The 18,517-nt window shown below is 59.6% G+C and carries 14 protein-coding genes; 4 read left to right on the top strand and 10 right to left on the bottom strand.

Annotated features, from left to right (window positions below; translation table 11 throughout):
* Nucleotides 1-62: 62 nt before the first annotated feature.
* Nucleotides 63-1,352 (bottom strand): aminopeptidase PepB, encoded by a 1,290-nt coding sequence (gene pepB / locus LPW13_RS17400; protein WP_230437262.1) that lies wholly within the window; start codon nt 1,350-1,352, stop codon nt 63-65.
* 216 nt (nt 1,353-1,568) lie between these two features.
* Between pepB and LPW13_RS17395 the strand changes: the two genes are divergently transcribed.
* Nucleotides 1,569-3,002: a hypothetical protein gene (locus LPW13_RS17395; RefSeq protein ID WP_230437261.1), complete on the top strand. Its 1,434-nt coding sequence runs from the start codon at nt 1,569-1,571 to the stop codon at nt 3,000-3,002.
* A gap of 180 nt (nt 3,003-3,182) precedes the next feature.
* Here LPW13_RS17395 and LPW13_RS17390 read toward each other — a convergent pair whose 3' ends face one another.
* From LPW13_RS17390 to LPW13_RS17370, 5 genes are all read right to left on the bottom strand, one after another.
* Nucleotides 3,183-4,589 (bottom strand): rhomboid family intramembrane serine protease, encoded by a 1,407-nt coding sequence (locus LPW13_RS17390; RefSeq protein WP_230437260.1) that lies wholly within the window; start codon nt 4,587-4,589, stop codon nt 3,183-3,185.
* Nucleotides 4,590-4,685: 96 nt separating this feature from the next.
* Nucleotides 4,686-6,911, bottom strand: a complete 2,226-nt coding sequence (locus LPW13_RS17385; RefSeq protein ID WP_230437259.1) for a mechanosensitive ion channel domain-containing protein — start codon at nt 6,909-6,911, stop codon at nt 4,686-4,688.
* A gap of 227 nt (nt 6,912-7,138) precedes the next feature.
* Nucleotides 7,139-7,918 (bottom strand): DUF6515 family protein, encoded by a 780-nt coding sequence (locus LPW13_RS17380; protein ID WP_230437258.1) that lies wholly within the window; start codon nt 7,916-7,918, stop codon nt 7,139-7,141.
* A 416-nt stretch (nt 7,919-8,334) separates the two neighbouring features.
* On the bottom strand, nt 8,335-9,645 hold the full coding sequence (locus tag LPW13_RS17375) for an aspartate aminotransferase family protein (protein WP_230437257.1): 1,311 nt from the start codon (nt 9,643-9,645) through the stop codon (nt 8,335-8,337).
* 242 nt (nt 9,646-9,887) lie between these two features.
* On the bottom strand, nt 9,888-11,333 hold the full coding sequence (locus tag LPW13_RS17370; protein WP_230437256.1) for an NAD-dependent succinate-semialdehyde dehydrogenase: 1,446 nt from the start codon (nt 11,331-11,333) through the stop codon (nt 9,888-9,890).
* Nucleotides 11,334-11,490: 157 nt separating this feature from the next.
* On the opposite strand from LPW13_RS17370, the gene LPW13_RS17365 reads away from it, so the two are divergent.
* Nucleotides 11,491-12,411 (top strand): LysR family transcriptional regulator, encoded by a 921-nt coding sequence (locus LPW13_RS17365; RefSeq protein WP_230437255.1) that lies wholly within the window; start codon nt 11,491-11,493, stop codon nt 12,409-12,411.
* Here the strand turns inward: LPW13_RS17365 and ampC are convergent.
* Together ampC and LPW13_RS17355 are read right to left on the bottom strand one after the other, a co-directional pair.
* A complete protein-coding gene (gene ampC, locus LPW13_RS17360; RefSeq protein ID WP_230437254.1) occupies nt 12,398-13,600 on the bottom strand; it encodes a class C beta-lactamase in 1,203 nt (400 codons plus the stop codon). The two genes, LPW13_RS17365 and ampC, sit on opposite strands and share 14 nt — an antisense overlap.
* 141 nt (nt 13,601-13,741) lie before the next feature.
* The gene (locus LPW13_RS17355) at nt 13,742-14,101 is read right to left on the bottom strand and encodes a hypothetical protein (RefSeq protein WP_230437253.1); all 360 of its coding nucleotides are present in this window, start codon (nt 14,099-14,101) and stop codon (nt 13,742-13,744) included.
* Nucleotides 14,102-14,351: 250 nt separating this feature from the next.
* Here LPW13_RS17355 and LPW13_RS17350 point away from each other — a divergent pair, with 250 nt between their 5' ends.
* Nucleotides 14,352-15,011 carry an NUDIX hydrolase gene (locus LPW13_RS17350; protein ID WP_230437252.1) on the top strand — a complete coding sequence of 220 codons (660 nt, stop codon included), beginning with the start codon at nt 14,352-14,354 and terminating at the stop codon, nt 15,009-15,011.
* 16 nt (nt 15,012-15,027) lie between these two features.
* On the opposite strand, the gene hutG is transcribed toward LPW13_RS17350, so the two are convergent.
* Entirely contained in the window at nt 15,028-15,981 is a 954-nt protein-coding gene (hutG, locus tag LPW13_RS17345) for a formimidoylglutamase (RefSeq protein ID WP_230437251.1), read from the bottom strand.
* Complete coding sequence (gene hutI, locus LPW13_RS17340) at nt 15,965-17,206, bottom strand: imidazolonepropionase (protein WP_230437250.1); 1,242 nt, start codon at nt 17,204-17,206, stop codon at nt 15,965-15,967. Before hutI ends, hutG begins: the two co-directional genes overlap by 17 nt.
* A 438-nt stretch (nt 17,207-17,644) precedes the next feature.
* On the opposite strand from hutI, the gene hutC reads away from it, so the two are divergent.
* Nucleotides 17,645-18,382 (top strand): histidine utilization repressor, encoded by a 738-nt coding sequence (hutC, locus tag LPW13_RS17335; RefSeq protein ID WP_230437249.1) that lies wholly within the window; start codon nt 17,645-17,647, stop codon nt 18,380-18,382.
* Nucleotides 18,383-18,517 lie beyond the last annotated feature (135 nt).

The raw sequence follows: 18,517 nt of genomic DNA, 5'->3' as shown, positions 1-18,517 counted from the left end.
TCCTGAAAACCCGCACTCGGTGCTCTGCCGCTACCCAATTACCGGAGTAGCTACCACTAAGCTCAATTATCCAGCAAGAACCGAGCAATGGTGCGGAAACCATGTCCCTTGGCGCCCTGCGCCCACTGGTCATTGGCAGACGGGTTATAGGATCCGGACAGATCCATATGCACCCAGCCGCGCCCCTCATCACGCACAAACTTCGCCAGGAATGCCGCCGCCGTAGACGCGCCCGGACTGCCGTCCACCCCCACATTGGCAATCTCCGCAAACCCCGACGGAATCTGCTCCAGATGGAACTTCTCCAGCGGCAGGCGCCAGGCCTTTTCATTTTCCGAAACTGCCGCCTGCAGTACCTTCTGCGCCGTCTCATCCTCAAAACTCATTACCGAGTTGAAATCGCGCCCCACTGCAATCTTCGCCGCGCCCGTCAGCGTCGCCGCATCGAGAATATAACGGGGGTCTTCTTCGGAGGCCGCAATCAGACCATCCGCCAATACCAGGCGGCCCTCCGCATCGGTATTCAGGATCTCCGCCGTCACCCCGTTTTTATAGCGAATGATGTCACCTAGCTTGAACGCATGACCAGAAATCAGGTTTTCCGCACAGCAGAGATACAGTTTTACCCGTTTGTTCAGACCGCGCGCGATCGCCAGTGCCAGGCCACCACTTACCATCGCCGCTCCGCCCATGTCAGACTTCATGTGCGCCATGCCGCCAGAAGGCTTGATGCTGTAGCCGCCGGAATCAAAGGTGATACCCTTGCCCACCAGGCAGAGATCGACCGGTGCGTCCGCGTTGCCCGTCGGGTTATAGTCCAGTTGCAACATAGCCCCACCACGCACACTGCCACGGCCTACATTGTGGATACCGGCAAACCCTTCTTCCAGCAGCGCATCGCCACTGACAATGCGGTAGCTCACCGCATCCGGCGCCAGCTTCTGCAGCATGTCCGCGGCGCTCTCCGCCAGTGCGCGCGGGTAGATATTCTCCGGCGTACCATTGGTGATCTCACGCACCCACAGGCTGGCGGCACGGCGCGCTTCCAGCTCCTTCAGTTGCGCTTCATCCGCATCGCCCCACTCGAGGGTGCTCTTGCGGTTGGGATTGTAGTAACCGGCCCAGAACGCCCAGCGACTTTCCAGGTCCCAGCCGTTTCCCGCCAGTAGCACGTCGGTCACGCCCATACCGTCCAAACGGCGAGCGCCCCGCTGCACTGCGGTCAGAGTACCGCCGGTGGCATCGGTTGCATGGATACGTGCCTCACTGTCACCAAAGCTCAGCAGTGCGTTCTTGCCCCACTGCGCCGCCGCCGGGGTAGTTTCCAGCCGTACCTGCATCGCTGTTGTCATTCTGTACACCTTTTATAAAACATCTGTTGTTCGAGTATTGAATGGCACTCGTACCAGTGAGTGCCCGAAATAGGATATTGGGTCAGTTTAGCAGCGAACAAGTGGCGGATTGCGCCAGCGGGGGCGCTGCCGATAAACTGGGATATGGAGCAATATCATGTGACCGGGGACACAACCCTCCGCATGGTTCAATAATTGATAACACGGAAGTACATCATGGGCGAATCCTGCCGCTACCATTCCGGTGCCGACGCTGTCTGGCATTGCCAACCCTGCCAGCGCCACTACTGCGGCGAATGCGTTCCCGGTTCTGTGGATAACTATCCCAAATCCACCCCCAAGTGCATATTGTGCAACCGCGCTCTGGCCAATGTGGGTGCCAGCAACAAAGCCAAACCCTTCTGGCAGATGGCCCCGTTCTATTTCCGCTACGGCATCCGCCCCGGCCCGCTCACGGTGTCGATTATCTCCGCGGTGGCCGCGATTGCCATGACCGGCCTCGGCATCTTCTCCATTTTTGTGCTGGTGGCGCTGCTGGCGATGGTGATCCGCTACAACCTGCTGGTGATCGAAAGGCTCGCCGCCGGCCAACTGGAAGCCCCCACCTTCGGCGACGCCCAGGATGGGCGCAGTGCCGCCACCTTTGCGCGGGTGATCGGCATGATACTGGTGGCCGGTGCCGCCGGTATGCTGCTTGCGCGGCTGGGACAGGGCACGGTACAGGCCTACGCCATTGCCCTGTCGCTGCTTACGCCGGCGGCAATGATTGTGCTCGCCCTGGAACACAGTCTGCGCGCAGCGGTGAACCCGCTCAAACTGCTGCAATTCACCCTCATTATCGGCTGGCCCTACTGGCTGCTGTGGCTCTCCACCAGCGCCGTTTCTGCCGCCCCCACCTACCTGATGCCGGTGGTAATGGGCAAGGTACCCGACTGGATGCTGCTGCCCCTGCTGGCTTTCACCACCAGCTACTTTTCCATCGTCACCAGCGCCATGATGGGTTACATCTGCCTCACCAAGCAGCAGCGCCTCGGCGTTGCCTCCATGGTGGACGACGATGAATTCCTGGAGGAGCGCGAGTTCGATCGCCTCAAGGCGCTGGCGGATGCCAGTATTCTGCTGCGGGAAAGCCGCGGCGAGGAAGCCCGCAAGGCACTGGTCACCGCCCTGCGCCAGCAGCCCGACGACCTGGCACTGAACGAACGCTACTACCGGTTGTTACTGGCCATTGAAGACCAGAAAGCCCTGCGGGAATTGGGGCCACACCTGCTGGAGCGGTTTGTGAAACTGAACCAGCCTCACAAGGCCGCAGAACTCTACGTAGCCACCCTCAACAGCCAGGGCGCCCCGGCGATCGACAAATCCCCACTGCGCCACCAGCTGGCGGAAGCGCTCTATCGCCAGCGCCAGTTCAGACCGGCGCTGGCGCTGATCAACAACCTGCACAAGGAAGACCCGCAATATCCCAAATTGGATGCGGCCTATCTGTTGCTGGCAAAAATTTACCTGGATGGATTCAACCGTACCGACAACTGCCGCAAGCTGCTGGCATTTGTGCGCAAGAAATTTCCCAACAGCAGGGTTTTACAGGAAGTGCAGCAGCTGGAGTCGATTCTTTCTGCGGAGGCCGGTGCGGCGCAGCCGGCTTAGAAGGATACTAATTTACCTTAGTGGCGGTGCCGAAATCGGGTACAACCTTGCGAGACACGCCGTGAACCCATCCTTGGGGGCTCTGCAAAAACATCCCTGTTTTTGAAGGTCTCGCAAGGTTGTACCCGATTCCGGCGCCTTCGCCCGTAGTATTTTGGCAATTCAAATCACCAACAAAGCTCACACCACCTCAGGCTTAAGTGCCCCCAGAATCTGCTGCGCCCGACGCGCGCGCTCCTCATCCCCCAGGCGACGATAATGCCCCACCAGCTGACTCGCCAGGCGCTGCATCAACGGGTGACGCTGCTGCTTGCGATGCAGGCGCACCAGCATCTCTTCCACCAGCGGCCAGTCTTTTTCGCTGCCCGCACGCTGGGCCAACAGTAGACAGCTTTTTGCCGTCAGCGCGCGTTCCGTAACCCCAGCGCCCATATATTCGCGCACGCCAGAGGCGATCGGCGCAAACGCCTGCTGTGTATCCCGGGCCATGGCAAACAGCGCCAACCAGGCGCGATGGTGCGCCTCGCTATCCGGCGCCAGGGCGGTCAGCTCGATCTGTTTCCGCACCAGGGGCAGGGAGTCCGGCTGCTGAGCTACCGCAGACGCGGCCGCCTCGCGGGCCTCCACCAGCTTGCCGTGGTTCTGCAGCGACTCGATACGGGCCAGCGCCAGCTGCTCCGGTGTCGGCGGCAAATCCTCTTCCACGTGCAGCTCCCGTGCCGGACGTAAGCGGATCAGGATCATGGTGGCCGCAAACCCCATCACCAGACCGCCGAAATGCGCCCAGTAGGCAACATTGTCGCTGCCGAAGAAGTAGCCAAAGACTTCCTTACCCAGCCATAGTGGCAATACCACCAGCGCCGGTGCACTGAATTCACCAAATGCAAAACCGAGGGTGTAAAAGAAACGCAGGCGGCGGATGCCATAGACTGCCACGAACATGCCCATCACCGCGGAGACCGCGCCGGAGGCGCCGATTACCGGCATCTGGCTGCCGGCTTCCACCAGAATATGCAGGGAGCCCGCGGCCAGCCCGCCCAAAAGATACAGGCCGATAAACCAGGCCGCCCCCAGTGCCAGTTCTACCGACAGGCCAAACAGCAGCAGAAACACCATATTCCCCAGCAGATGGTCCCAACCACCGTGCAGGAACATATGACCGATATAGCCGGCCACGGAAGGATCAGAGGGAATCAGGCCATAGGCAAAACTGGACAGGCTGTCGCGCAGCCCTGCGAACTCATGGCGCAGGCGCAGCCACTCGCTATCGCCTTTGACGTCCGGGTGCGAGATCAGCCACTGGTGAAACTCCCGGTTCCACAGCAACTGTTCGTAAATGAATTCCTCCCCCGCACCAAAAGACTGGGTACGCAACTCCGGGCGCTGGTCATCGATAAACTCGAACAGCCTGGGCTCTTCCAGGGCCTGCAGATCATTGTCGAAGTAGAACGCTTCCGCCTGCTGCCAGCGGGCCTCGTCACCACTCTGATAAAACAGAAAAACTGCCAGATTGATTGCGATCAGGGCAAAGCACACCAGCGGCGGGCGGCGCCAATCGGGTTTGTTCTGAATCGGGATAATAAGCAAGAGTGGACCTGAAGCTGGCGAATGATAGTTCCCCAGAATACCGCGCCCCGGGGATCTGGCCAAACCCGTGCATTGGGCCGCCTCAAGTGCGACAGTTCAATGGCTCGGGCTACCGCCATCACCATCTCCCCCGTCACCGTCATCCCCCTCGCCGTCGTCGCCTGTTCTATCCTCCGCGGGCCAGTCCTCGACGCCCTGCGATCCCCGCCGTACAGCGCGCGAACTACGATCAGCACCCTCTTCGGGCGTATCCAGATCCCGGTTCGTGCCTTGGTCCAATGCCACCGGCGGATCTCCCCAGGAGCGCACATGCACATCCCGCTGCGGGTAGGGAATCTCGATACCGCGCCGACTGAATTCTTCCAGCAATTCCAGGTTGTACAGGGCTGCCAGGTCTCCGAGGGCAGTGACCGCATTACTGTTCACCCATACCACCAGCTTGAAGTCCAGGGAGCTGTCGCCAAAGGCACTGAGCCACACTTCGGTCTTACGCTGCCAGTTGGTGAAGGTTACCGGTACTCGCTCCGCCGCCTCCATCGCCGCTTCGCGTACCGCCTCGGGGTCGGTGCCATAGGCCACACCAAACGGGATGTGCACCCGCCGCACCGGATCCTCTAGGGTGTGGTTGATGACCCGTCCGGTCACGAATTCGGAGTTGGGCACCAGAATATCCACATTGTCGCGGGTGGTGATCCGCGTGGAGCGCACATTGATATCGCGGATGCGGCCGAACACACCAGATTCCAGTTCCACCAGATCCCCCACTCGCAACGGCTGCTCGAACAACAAAATGATGCCGGAAATAAAGTTGGAGAAGATCGCCTGCATACCGAAACCGATACCCACCGACAGGGCCCCGGCAATCAGTGTCAACCTGGAGGTATCCAGCCCTACCATGGCAAGCACGATCAGGAACGTAATCAGTACGATGCAATAGTTGAGCACCCGACCCAGGTTGTAAGCGGCGTGTTCACTGGTTCGATTCTTGTAGACCATCCGCCGCAACAGCCACCCCAGCAGACGAGATACAATCCACGCGGCAATGATCACCAGGATCATCTGCGCTATGTTCTTCACGGTGATGGGCTGCTCACTGATGGTGAACAGTTTGTAATTGGCCAGATTGCGCCAGCTGGTTTGCAGGGTTTTCAGTTGGTGCAGAAAACGCTCACTGATGGTCCGCCACCACCCCTGATGCTGGCGATATACATAGAGCTGCGCGTTTTCGTAGCGCTCTACATCGCCGATCAGGTCCCGCACCTGCCCGAGACCGCTATCGATTTTTTCAAACTGCTGCCACCACTTGTTGGCTGCCTTGTCATTCTCTCCCGCCCAGGCCACGACCTGGCGTTGACGCAGGCTCAACTGGCGGGAAATATTTTCCCGGGCGTTCTCCGCTTCCGCTATCAATCCCTTTTCGATGGAAAGGTCACTTTTTTCTCCATCGTCGTGCAGCACCTGATTAATCGACAACAACAGCTGCTGTTTGCGCAAATCCAGACGGCTTTGCAGTCCCTGCACCATGATATTCATCATGCGCACCTGCTCTTGCATCACTTCCACCGTATCGGAAGTTTCAAACAACCGGCTCTGGGACTCGGTACGCGCTTCGGTGAAGGCTTCAATATCGGCCTTTTCTTCGGCCTGCGCTTTCTCCAGTTGCTGGGTAGCTTCCGCGCTGTACTGAAGTTCACCCAACATGCGCTGAAGCTCGCCTTCGGCGTACTTCAACTCCTCCTCCCAGACGCGCATTAACTGTTGCAGAACCTCCTGTTCTTCCAATACCTGCAAGTGTGCAATCTGTGCCAGAAAAAGGTTGACGGTTCCTTCCAGTCGCTTGGGTTCGGTATTGTCACCATCCCGCAACGCCAACACCTGCTCCCGCATCCGGCTCAGAGTCTGGGCCTCACTGTCATCCACTTGTGCCGCTTCCAGCTGCAGGCTGTCATAGCGCTGGCGACCTTTATCCACCCCCGCGTCGGACTCCGCCCACTGCAACACGGTGGGATCATCGGGAAATTCCACATCCTCAAGCAGGGCAGACTTGGTCATTTCGTCGCGTTTTTCCCACACCTTGCGGATACTTTCCAGGCGCAAATTGACAGCAGCAACCTTGTTTCCCGCTCTTACCTCCTCGGGCAGGGTCTCGCTCCACTCGGTCCAGGCCTTGGTGAGGTCCTCCAGCCATTGCTGGCGTACCTTGTCTTCCGCTGCGGGCCAATCGGTCCACCAGTCGGCGGACAATTTCTGAAAATCCGGGATGGTCGGCTGGATTTCCTTGGGCTTGGTGGAGGGCAGTTGTGCAGCGGCGGATTGCGCCACGATCAGCACAATCGCAAAAAGCAGGCAGGCAAATAGCTGACGGTAAAACGGCCGGGGAAAATTAGGTCGAGAGGGAATAGGTCGAGAGGAGAGAGCGGTTAAAATTGCTGCCATGCCCGTATCTGCCCCAGTACTACAACACCCTGTGGGTTCACGACATCATCGCCCCGTTGTAACAGGCACAATCACACCGCAGATAAACCCGCATTTAGTTCAGTGTAGTTGAGTCAGCGTTGGCGCTCGTAGCGCTGTATGCAGTCCCGATAGGCGCGCTGGTACAGGCGCAGCTGCTGATCTTTCAGGGTGCTCTCACGGGCGGCGCTGGCCGCCCGCTGGCGACAATAGGACTCCCGTAGCGCCCGGGTATCGTAGCGCTCACCGCCAACACTCTGGGGCGGGCGCACATCGGCGTAGGGTCGGTTGCGGTTGCTGCGAGGGTCCAACCGATAGGGCTCACCCTCCCCCTCGTACCGCGGTTCGCGCCAGTCCCGGCGCTGATTCCCCAGCTGCTCTTCGGCAATGGCACCGGGGGGGTAGGCCCTGGGGATATCCGGATCATCCAGATAACGGCGAATATCATCGTCTTCGTCCCCGGACTCCCCGTACAGTTCATCTTCGTAGGCGTCGATGACACTGCCGTTGTAGTAGCGGCGCCACTCGTAAGGCGGGGTCACCACGGTATAGGTGCGCCGGCGCGGATCAAAGCGGTAGAAGGTGCCGGTGCCACTGAGAAAGTAACGATCATCATCGATGGTGAACCCTCGGCCACCGCCGGGCACGAACGACAGCTCTGCCCCCAGGGGCGGCTCCACCCGCAGATAGCCATCGCTGTCGCGCCGATAGAAGTAACCACCGCTGTAATAGTAGGTCTGGCCATTGAGACGAATGCGGTCTGCGCCGGACGGCAGGTTTCCCCGCCGATTCGGATCGGCGCGCTGCACTTCCGGGCCACCGGGGTCGATAACCGTATCCGGCGGTTGCGCGGCCAATACAAGGGAGGCGGGCAAACAGAACAGTAATAACAACAGGGAAAAAGTGCGCCTGTTTACAGGCGTACGTATCACAGACAAACTTTGGACAGGAACACCAGAACTAGGGAACACGGGCATAAGGAATACCACGGTCTCAGGAACGACCAGAGCCTCAGTGATGATAGAGGGCCTCAGCGATCACAAAGAGGCGCGCGACCACCACGACCGCTAAGCCGTGATGGCCGCACGTGACAGAGCAGCCGGCGGCGCCGTTCTCCTTGATGAACGGCGAACTGCAGCCTTGAGCGGTTAAAAACCACCCCGCGCTTTGACAGCACCGAAACCATCGCCTCGGTCACCGCCGTACGCACTGGCCACACGGCCGACTACCCTTTCAGCTTAGTGTCTCCCAACTGGCAACCCAAATTAATCGGGCATCCGCTTCGCCCGCCTCAGAGCCCGCTGATGACTTCCCGCAACGTCTCCATCAGGCGGTCAATCTCGTGGGTTTCAATGATCAGCGGTGGTGACATGCACAGCGCATCGCCAATACCCCGCGCCATCACACCCGCATCCCACGCCAGCGCCGACGCCTTGCCACCAAACTTGCCCTTGAGGCTGTCCGGCGCGCGCAGCTCAATCGCCCCCACAAGACCGTAGTTGCGGATATCGATCACCTGCTCCAGATCCGCCAGACTGTGTAGCGACTCTTCCCAGTACTTGCCGATATCGCCGGAAGCACGGGTCAGCAGGCCCTCGCGCTCGTATATATCCAGCGTCGCCATACCCGCCGCACAGGCCACCGGATGCGCGGAATAGGTATAACCGTGGAAAAACTCCACCATGCCGTCCGGCGCCGCATCCATCACCGCGTTGTAAATCTTGTCGTGCACAAACACCGCACCCAGCGGTACCGTGGCATTGGTGATGCCCTTGGCGGACGTGATCATATCCGGTGTCACACCAAATTCTTCCGACGCAAACGGCGACCCCATACGGCCCCAGCCGGAAATCACCTCATCGAAAATCAGCAACAGATCGTGCTGATCGCAGATCTCGCGCAGCCGTTTCAGATAGCCTTTGGGTGGCAGAATCACCCCACCAGCCCCGGAGAACGGCTCCACAATCACCGCCGCAATCTGGTCCGCACCGTGGAAAGCCACCAGGCGCTCCAGATCCTCCGCCAGCTCTACACCAAACTCCGGCAGCCCCTTGCTGAACGCGTTGCGTTCGATATCCAGCGTGTGACGCAAATGGTTCGCCTTCACCGGCTGTCCGAAAGACTGATAGTTCGGCGCAATCCCACCCACGGAAATACCACCGAAGTTCACCCCGTGGTAACCCTTCTCGCGGCCGATGAACATCGTGCGCGTACCCTTGCCGCGGGCGCGCTGATACTGCAACGCAATCTTCAGCGCAGATTCCACCGCCTCGGAACCGGAGTTACCGAAAAACACATGGTTCAGCCCCTCCGGCGTGTACTGCACCAAGCGCTCCGCGTACTCAAAGCCCAACTCGTGGCCGAAATTGAAAATGGAGCTGTAATCCAGCGTCTTCGCCTGCTGATGAATCGCCTCCGCAATCTCACTGCGACAGTGTCCCGCATTGGAACACCACAGCCCCGCGGTGGCATCTATGATCTGACGGCCGGATTTTTCGTACAGGTAAATCCCCTCTGCCCGTTCCACCAGTCGCGGCGAGGACTTGAATGTGCGGTTGGGGGTAAAGGGCATCCAGAATGCGTTGGTATTTAAATCGGACATAGCTCACTCCGAGTTCCATTAAATGAATATTTACAAAATTGCTGACGAAGCCAAAAGTGAAATGCGAAGGCAGAGCACCGGGTGCGGGTTTTCAGGAGCGTCGGCGACAGGGACGTCGCCGCCGCAGCGTACATGGATGTATTCACAGCGGTCCTGAAAACCCGCACCCGGTGCTCTGCCGCCACAAACGAAATTCAAAACTGCGGGTCAGTTGGCGGAGCTGGAGCTCCACGGTCGCGGGGTTAAACACCGTGGCAGCAGTATTTGGTTTCGTAGAATTCCGCCATACCTTCCACGCCACCCTCGCGGCCGATACCGGACTCCTTGATACCGCCAAACGGCGCCACCGCCGTGGAAAAGACCCCCGTATTACAGGCAACCATTCCATATTCCAGCGCCTCAACCACCCGGTTCGCCCTGTGGATGTTTTCACTCATCACATAAGCCGCCAACCCGAACGGTGTATTATTGGCGCGCGCAATCACATCGTTTTCATCGCGGAACGACTGCACCACCGCCAGCGGCCCGAAAATTTCCTCCCGCGCAATGCGCATCTCATCGTGCACATTCACCAACAGCGTCGGCGCATAGAAATTCTCACCCTGCGGTAGAAAATCCCCACCCAGCAACAGCGAAGCACCGTTCGCCACCGCCTCCTCCACCAGCCCGTGAACACGATCCACCGCGCGACGGAAAATCAACGGTCCAAGAGTAGTTCCTTCCTCCAGGCCGTGCCCGGATTGCAGCTTCTCCATCGCCGACTGCAGTTTTGCCACAAAGGTATCGTGTACCGCCTCGTGCACATAAATACGGTTGGTAGACACGCAGGTCTGCCCCGCATTGCGCATCTTGGTCGCCATACAGGCGTTGACCGCCAGCTCGATATCCGCATCGTCAAACACGATAAACGGCGCATTGCCACCAAGCTCCATGGACATTTTTTTCACGGTACTCGCGCACTGGGCCATCAGCAGCTTGCCCACCGGCGTAGAGCCGGTGAAAGTAAACTTCGCCACCCGCGGATCCTGGGTCAGCACCTGGCCGATGGCCGGCGAATCGGCCCCCACCACCACATTAATGGTGCCCGCCGGCAGGCCCGCCTGTTCCGCCAGCGCACACAGCGCCAGTGCAGATAATGGCGTCTCCGCCGCCGGCTTGATCACCACCGTGCAGCCTGCCGCCAGTGCCGGCGCCGCCTTGCGGGTAATCATCGCATTGGGGAAATTCCACGGCGTGATACAGGTCACCACACCCACCGGCTGACGGATGGTGGACAGGCGCATCGCCGGGTTGTGGGTGGGAATCGTCTGCCCGTAGGCGCGGCGGCATTCCTCGGCGAACCATTCGATGTAGGAGGCGCCGTAATCGATCTCCCCCAACGCCTCCGCCAGCGGCTTGCCCTGTTCCAGGGTCAGCAGGTGCGCCAGGTCCTCGCGGTTATCCACAATCAGCTGGTACCAACGCTTCAGCACCGCCGCGCGCGCGGATGCGGTTTTACTGCTCCAGGCCGGAAACGCCCGGTGGGCCGCCTCCACCGCCTGCTCTGCGTCTTCTGCCGTGCCATCGGCGATTTCTGCCAGCAGTACGCCGCTGGCCGGGTCAGTGACTGCCAACTTACTCGCAGCATCCCGCCACTGCCCGTCAATAAAGTTTTCGGTCTTCAACAAGCCAGTATTGTTCAATTCCATCGAATACCCCCACAAGTGCTGTCAATTCGGTAGCTGTAGAGATTTTGGATGGTCAGTCCGACACTGGATAGTAGATTCTTTCCAACTAAAGTTTATGAAAGCCAAACTTTGGTGATAGCCTCTGTCCAGCATCCCATCCAGTGAAAAATCTGCCGCCATGAACCAATCCGTCAAACCTGCCCTTTCCGGCCGCGTCAGCGATATGGACCTGCGCCTGTTGCGGGTATTCCGTGAGGTGGTTCGCGCCGGTGGCTTGGCGCCGGCAGAAGTGGCGCTGAATATCAGCCGCTCCACCATCAGCGTGCATCTCAGCGATCTGGAAACCCGCCTCGGCATGCAGCTTTGCCTGCGCTCCCGGGGCCGCGCCGATTTCAAGCTGACCCCCGAGGGGGAGGCCCTGTATCAGGCGATCCAGGAACTCGACGGCCATCTGGCCAGCTTCAAAAGCCAGGTCAATGCAATCCAGTCACAGCTTACCGGCCAGCTGCGTGTCGTCCTCCCCGACGACGCCCTACAGATGCCGCAGCTCGATCTCCCCGCCACCATTGCCAATCTGCGCGAGCGCGCCCCGCAATTGCAGCTGGACGTGCAGCTCGCCGCGCCCCATGAACTGGAACTGGAAATCCTCGCCGGCCGCGCCGATGTGGGTATCAACCCCCTGCACTCCCGCCGCCCGGGTCTCAATTACCGGCCGCTATTCAGCCATCAATCTCTGCTGTACTGTGGCGCAATGCATCCCTGTGCAGACCAGTGGGAAATTGAAGAGGAATTGCTGACCCAACAGGAATTGGCCGCTCCCAGCCATGCGGTGCTGTCCGGTGCGGCACACCTGTATCGACTGTTCCCCAATCGCTCCACCGCCAACCATATGGCAGCGCGACTGGCGATGATCCTGTCGGGGAAATTTATCGGCTTTCTGCCAAGTTATCTGGCAGAGCCGTATGTGAGAGAAGGAGGACTGGTCGCACTGCGACCGGAACGGTTCTGCTACCAGATACAGAATGCAGTGACCTACAAAAAAAGCTCGGAGCAACAACCCGCGATTCAGTTATTTCTCGCTCAGCTCAGTCTGCGGTAACCGCGGTTTCCCGAGCCGTCCGCGGCAGCAGGGTTTCCAGCATATGATAAAGCGCTTCAATGCGCGGCTCATTCGGGAAGTACTTGTTCGCCAGTAACACAAAACCAAACTGCTCTCCCGGGATAAATGCTACGTAGGTGGAAAAGCCACCGGTGGAGCCGGTCTTGTTGATCAGCACATCCTGCTGCGGATCAAGCGGCGGGTCGATTGCCGTTACCGGGTGATCGCCAATAATCATTGAACGGGAATTGCCCGCCAGCAGGCGTTTTTTCTCTACCGGTAACGCGTACTGCTCCCACACCATATCCTGGACATAATAATCGGTTTTGAAATAGCCGCGACGGGTGGCCTGCAGAGCGCGCTCGAAAGTTTCCGGGGTTTTTACCAGCTGCATCTGTGTGGCGAGATAGCGAATCAGGTCCGCACTGGTGGATTTGACGCCGTAGGCCTCATTTCCCAGCAGCCCATTGTTGAGGCGAACGGCCTGGTGCTTGCTGTTGTGCCCCTCGGCATAATCCGACATCCGCTCCGTTGGTACCCGAAGGTAAGTCTCCGACAACCCGAGGCCGCGGAACAGGGTTTGCTCCATCACCTCACTAAACGACTGCCCCAGACTATCTGCGCTCACCACCCCCAGCAGGCCACTCCCGGGGTTGGCGTAAGTCCGCTTGCTGCCGGGCCGGTACTGCGGCTGCCACTGGCGAAAATAGTCGAACAATTGCTTCTCGCTGTTCACCTTCTCGGGCACCTGGAGTGGAAAGTGCCCCGCGGTGTGGGTGGCGAGATTCAACACGGAGACATCATCCAGTGCGCTCCCCTGAAGCGCGGTCAGATATTCAGTGACCGGCTGCTCCATCGCCAACACGCCTTTCTCCTGGGCATAGGCCGCCAGGGTCGCGGTGAAGGTTTTACTGACCGAGCCAATTTCGAACAGCGTGTGCTCGGTAACCGGTGTGCGGGCATCTTCGGAAGCCACGCCGAAGTTGAAGAAATAATGTTCACCATCGACAATCAATCCGATGGCCATCCCCGGCACCCGGTGCTCAACAACGATGGGGCGCACAGCATCTGTCACCAGTGCCAGGAGATCATCCAGATCCTGCGCGGGCGTATCCGCGTGCAGGCTCCCACTTATCAACCAGCCACAGGCCGCGGCCAGCGGTCCGCGCCATTTTCGAAACTGCCCCATGAAAGTCCCTCTTCCCGTCCTGTGGTGATCGTCAATATGGTGAATGCCGAAGTTAGCGCCAAGTTGCCGGCGAGCCTGCGAAGTTAGACGCATGCACTCCGGATTGATTCCGCAGTGGACGACAAAAGCGGTGAGTACAGATCATTGCCCCAGCCAGCGCCCCTGTTCCTGCACCAGCACTTTGCCATTTTCCGTGACTTTGAGCAGACCAGACTCCAGCACAGTGTATGTGGTATTGCCGTTCTTGAATTGATAACCCAGAAATTGACAGGGCGTCACGCCATCATCACACATCCGCGACAGGGTCCTGCCATTGAGCTCCAGGCGATTGCCCGACTTGTGTGACTGGGAGCGATAACTGACGTTGTCACACACAACCTCCCCCTCCTCACAGTTGCGCTCAATTTCGATGGTGTAATTATCCGTAACCAGGGTGTCACCAAAAGCGGGGGTTGCCAGAGCAGCAATACTCAACAGGGATAACATTCTAAACTTGAACATAGCCACACCTTTACCGGTATCATGAGCGGGCATTGTAATGTCGTAAGCCCGTCTCCCAACGGCGGAAAGGGATCAGACCATAAGAGGCGGATATGGGAACAGCCTTACCATCGATTTCAGCCGCCCGGCGGTTTCAGGCACCAGCCGGTGAACCTTCACATGACAGAGACACTCTGATAGCCCGTCTGAGTCAGATTCTTCTGGACCAGCCTCTTCCGTCCCAGTATTTGCCGAACGCGGTATCCGGACAATGCGACCACTGCTGAAAAAGACCCTGCTGCTGTTATTTGTCGCCTGCACCCTGGGCGTGCTCGCGCTGGTCGTCTTTCCCGGCCTCAAGTACGAGATCTACCGCCGCCTGCCACCGGACATCCGCTGGGATATCTCCTACGCGGTAACAGACAAGTTTGTGGTGGGGATGGTGTACTTCGTGGAGCGGGGAGATCAGCTATTGATGGTGCGCCACACATACCAGGACAAGTGGGCACTGCCCGGCGGCTGGGTGGAACGGCACGAATCTTTTGAGGAATCGGCACGCCGCGAACTCAACGAGGAGCTGAGTGTACATCTCGACGACTTCGAGGTACTGGAGGTCAACAAGGTACCGCGATCCGGGATCATCAATATAGCCATCCGCGGCCGCCTGCAGGATGAAGAGGTGGCCATTCGCGACAGCGAAATCTTCGGATACCGCTTCTTCGACCTGGACAAGCTGCCAGACAACGTCATCTATACCCACAAGCCGTACATCCAGCGCTACTTGCAGGAACACGCCAGGCGGTCACAGGCGGGGGACATTCCCGACGCTATTTCTCCGGAAGTGCCGGGTATTGAACTCCCGGAGAGTGAGGTGCCCGAGGGCGATACAGAAACCGGCGAATCCGCCGGTGCGGACAACCCTGCCCCCTGATACCTTGGCCTGATACCTAACCCCTGATGCCATTGGCAATCTGGAACACTACCCGCGCCGCCGTGCGCGAAGCGTGGTCCTCGATATCGAAGTAGGGGTTGAACTCGGCGAGATCTGCCAGGCAGACCTTCCTGGATTCCAACACCGTATCCAGCAGCGGCTCGAACAGCTCAAAACCCACCCCGCGTCCCGCCGGGGCACTCACCGCCGGCATGATCGCCGCGGGGAAAACATCCAGGTCGATGGTCAGGTAAACAAAGTCCACCTTATCGATGAAATCGGCAATCTGTCGCTGTACCCGCTCGATCCGCCAGGGCACGATTTCCCGGTCGGAAATCACCTGCGCCCCCAGTTCTTCCGCACGCTGATACAGTGCCGGGGTATTGGCGGTGGCGGCGGCGCCCACACAGAGATAATTGAACGGGCGCCCATTCAGGTCGCACTGTTCGGCTATCTGGAAAAATGGCGTGCCCGACGAACCACGCGGGGCCGGCAGGCGGATATCCAGATGCGCGTCAAAATTGATAATACCCAGGGTTTTGTCCCGGTGCTGCTCGCGCATCCAGCGGGCAATACCCTGATAGCTGCCATATGCGATTTCATGACCGCCACCGAGCACCAGCGGAAAGTGCCCGGCGGTCATCAGGTCGGTGATGCGGGCGCCGAGCATCGCCTGCCCGGATTCCAGGTCGTCTTTCTCCACCCGCACATTGCCCGCGTCATACAGCGGCGCCGCGAAAGTCTTGGGCAGGTTGGCCAGCGCCAGACGCAGGATGCGCGGCCCCTTCGCCGCACCGATACGCCCCTTGTTGCGGCGCACCCCCTCGTCGGAGGCAAAACCGAGAATCGCGAGCCCCGGTGGACTGTCCAGGTGCAGGGGCACAATATCTTCATGCCAGCGCTTGCCGGCCTTGCCATCTTCGCGATCGACCCGACCGCTCCACAGGCGCATATCAGCCAGCTGTAGCATCGATACCTCTCCCAAAACCACCCCAGAAAACCTGTGCGGGGTTGAGTGCGCCCAGTTCGTAAGCGAGCTGATCCGGTGTTTCCATCGGCCACAACACCATGTCGGCCCGCAGCCCGGCGCGCAAGACACCGCGGGAACAACATACGCCGAGGGCGCGCGCGGCCGCGCGGGTGACGCCCGCCAGGGCTTCTGCCGGTGTAAGACCGAACAGGTTGCACCCCATGTTCATCATCAGGCGCAGGGAGGCCAGCGGGCAGCTGCCCGGATTCAAGTCTGTGGATAACGCAATGGGCACGCCGGCCGCGCGCAGTTTATCCACAGGCGGCACGCGGGTTTCCTTGAGGGTGTAGAAGGCGCCGGGCAACAATACGGCGGCGGTGCCGCTCTCTGCCATGGCGGCAACATCCTCCGCGGTGATGTATTCGATATGCTCCACCGACAGCGCGCCGGCGCGGGCGGCCATCTGGGTAGCACCGGTGCGGGCGAGCTGTTCCGCGTGGACTTTTACCGGCAGGTCGAGCTTTTGCGCCGCTTCGATCACTTTCTGGCACTGTTCTACGGAGAAGGCGATATTTTCGCAGAACATATCCACCGCGTCGGCCAACTGTTCTCTGGCGACGGCGGGCAGGATTTGCTTGCACACCAGGTCGATATATTCATCGGCGCGGCCGTCGTATTCCGGCGGCAGAGCGTGGGCGGCAAGGCAGGTGGTGAGAATATTCACCGGAAGGTGCTGGGCGAGGCGACGGGCGACGCGCAGTTGCTTGAGTTCGGTGTCCAGGTCGAGGCCGTAGCCGGACTTCACTTCGACGGTGGTGACGCCTTCGCGCATCAGGGCTTTGAGGCGCGGCTCGGCCTTTTTGTAGAGGTCTTCGGCACTGGCCGCACGCGTAGCACGCACAGTGGAAATGATGCCACCGCCGGCGCGGGCGACTTCTTCATAGCTTTCGCCGCCGAGACGACGGGCGAATTCACCCGCGCGGTGGCCGCCGTAGACGAGGTGGGTGTGGCAGTCGATCAGCCCCGGGGTCAGCCACTGGCCTTCACCATCGATGATCTGGTCGGCGGCGGTATCGGGCAGCTCCCGGCGCGGTCCGATCCAGACGATTTTGTTGCCGGTCACCGCCACGGCGGCGTCTTCGATCGCGCCATAGGCGCCCGGCATCGACGGATCCATGGTAGCCGCGTGGACGTTGGTAATCAGCAGATCACAGCGTTCGGTCATAGTCGCTCACTGAATTGGCGTTAATTGTAACGATAGCCCGTTAGGGGGGACTTGGCGTGGATTCTCTCTTGGCGTTCTTCTCTGATCCCGTGATGAAGCCTGTCCTTAGCGATGTGGCGGCCGGGCACTGGGGGCGGGGTTTCAGGACCGAGCTAGGCGCCCCCCTTCAACCCATCCCTGGGCGCTGCGGCGCAAACATCCTGTTTGCGACGCTCCTGAAACCCCGCCCCCAGTGCCCGGCCTGCGACTCAAGCCTTTGCACTCCGTATCTCTCGTCATCATCCCGGCGTAGACCGGGTAGAAGACCGCCAGAAACCAAACCACCACTATTGACACCGGCCAAGCCTAAATCCATAGTTGCGTCATCGACACACTTGTATATACAAGAATGTACAACTGGGTAAGCACTTTACCCGAGCAGGCAAAGACCACACAAGTATGAGCAGTCAGTTTTCCACAGTCACCACGGATACCGGCAGCCAGCCCCGCTACGCCGCGATCAAGGCCCATATCCGCGCCCGGATCGAGTCCGGCGACTGGCCGGCACACTTCCGCGTACCGTCGGAAAACCAGCTCGCTCAGGACTTCAACGTCAGCCGCATGACCGCCCGCCGTGCACTGTCCGAGCTCACCGACGAAGGCGTCCTCATCCGCTCCCAGGGTCTGGGTACTTTCGTCGCCGAGCCGGTACCCGCGGGCTCTTTATTAGAAGTACGCAACATAGCCGACGAAGTCGCCGCCCGTGGTCACAGTTACACCAACCGGATACTCAAACTCGAGCAGACCACCGCCAGCACGGAAGTTTCCGTCGCCCTCGGCCTCGCCGAAGGGGCCGCGGTGTATCACTCGATCATCGTGCACCTGGATAACGAGCTGCCGATCCAGTTCGAAGAACGCTATACCAACCCCACACTGGTGCCGGAATACCTGCACCAGGACTTCCACGCGACCACGCCGAACGAATACCTGACCCGCGTGGCACCGCTGACCGAGGTGGATACGACCGTTGAAGCGATTGGTGCGGATGATGAAGTTGGTGCGGCACTGGAAATAAAGACGGGAACTGCCTGCCTGCAGATCTGGCGGCGGACTAAAAGCAGTGCGGGCACGGTGAGTTTTGCGCGGTTGGTGCATCCGGGGAACCGATACCGGCTGGGCGCACAACTGAGATTTTAGATAGCGTTACGAAGCACAAAAATACGAATCGAAGGTGGGGTGCCGGGTAAGGGTTTTCAGGAGCGTCGGCGACAGGGACGTCGCCGCCGCAGCGTACAGGGATGTATACACAGCGATCCTGAAAACCCTTACCCG

The sequence above is a fragment of the Microbulbifer celer genome, assembly GCF_020991125.1.
Lineage (GTDB): Bacteria > Pseudomonadota > Gammaproteobacteria > Pseudomonadales > Cellvibrionaceae > Microbulbifer > Microbulbifer celer.
The sequence above is the reverse complement of the archived record's forward strand: the minus strand, read 5'-3'. Positions and strand labels throughout refer to the sequence as shown.

Excerpts from the sequence above, each read along its gene's own strand:
- hutI (WP_230437250.1), bottom strand. The coding sequence starts at position 17,206 with ATGACCGAACGCTGTGATCTGCTGATTACCAACGTCCACGCGGCTACC.
- ampC (WP_230437254.1), bottom strand. The coding sequence starts at position 13,600 with ATGGGGCAGTTTCGAAAATGGCGCGGACCGCTGGCCGCGGCCTGTGGC.
- LPW13_RS17350 (WP_230437252.1), top strand. The coding sequence starts at position 14,352 with ATGCGACCACTGCTGAAAAAGACCCTGCTGCTGTTATTTGTCGCCTGC.
- LPW13_RS17395 (WP_230437261.1), top strand. The coding sequence starts at position 1,569 with ATGGGCGAATCCTGCCGCTACCATTCCGGTGCCGACGCTGTCTGGCAT.
- LPW13_RS17370 (WP_230437256.1), bottom strand. The coding sequence starts at position 11,333 with ATGGAATTGAACAATACTGGCTTGTTGAAGACCGAAAACTTTATTGAC.
- hutG (WP_230437251.1), bottom strand. The coding sequence starts at position 15,981 with ATGCTACAGCTGGCTGATATGCGCCTGTGGAGCGGTCGGGTCGATCGC.
- LPW13_RS17355 (WP_230437253.1), bottom strand. The coding sequence starts at position 14,101 with ATGTTCAAGTTTAGAATGTTATCCCTGTTGAGTATTGCTGCTCTGGCA.
- pepB (WP_230437262.1), bottom strand. The coding sequence starts at position 1,352 with ATGACAACAGCGATGCAGGTACGGCTGGAAACTACCCCGGCGGCGGCG.
- hutC (WP_230437249.1), top strand. The coding sequence starts at position 17,645 with ATGAGCAGTCAGTTTTCCACAGTCACCACGGATACCGGCAGCCAGCCC.
- LPW13_RS17375 (WP_230437257.1), bottom strand. The coding sequence starts at position 9,645 with ATGTCCGATTTAAATACCAACGCATTCTGGATGCCCTTTACCCCCAAC.
- LPW13_RS17365 (WP_230437255.1), top strand. The coding sequence starts at position 11,491 with ATGAACCAATCCGTCAAACCTGCCCTTTCCGGCCGCGTCAGCGATATG.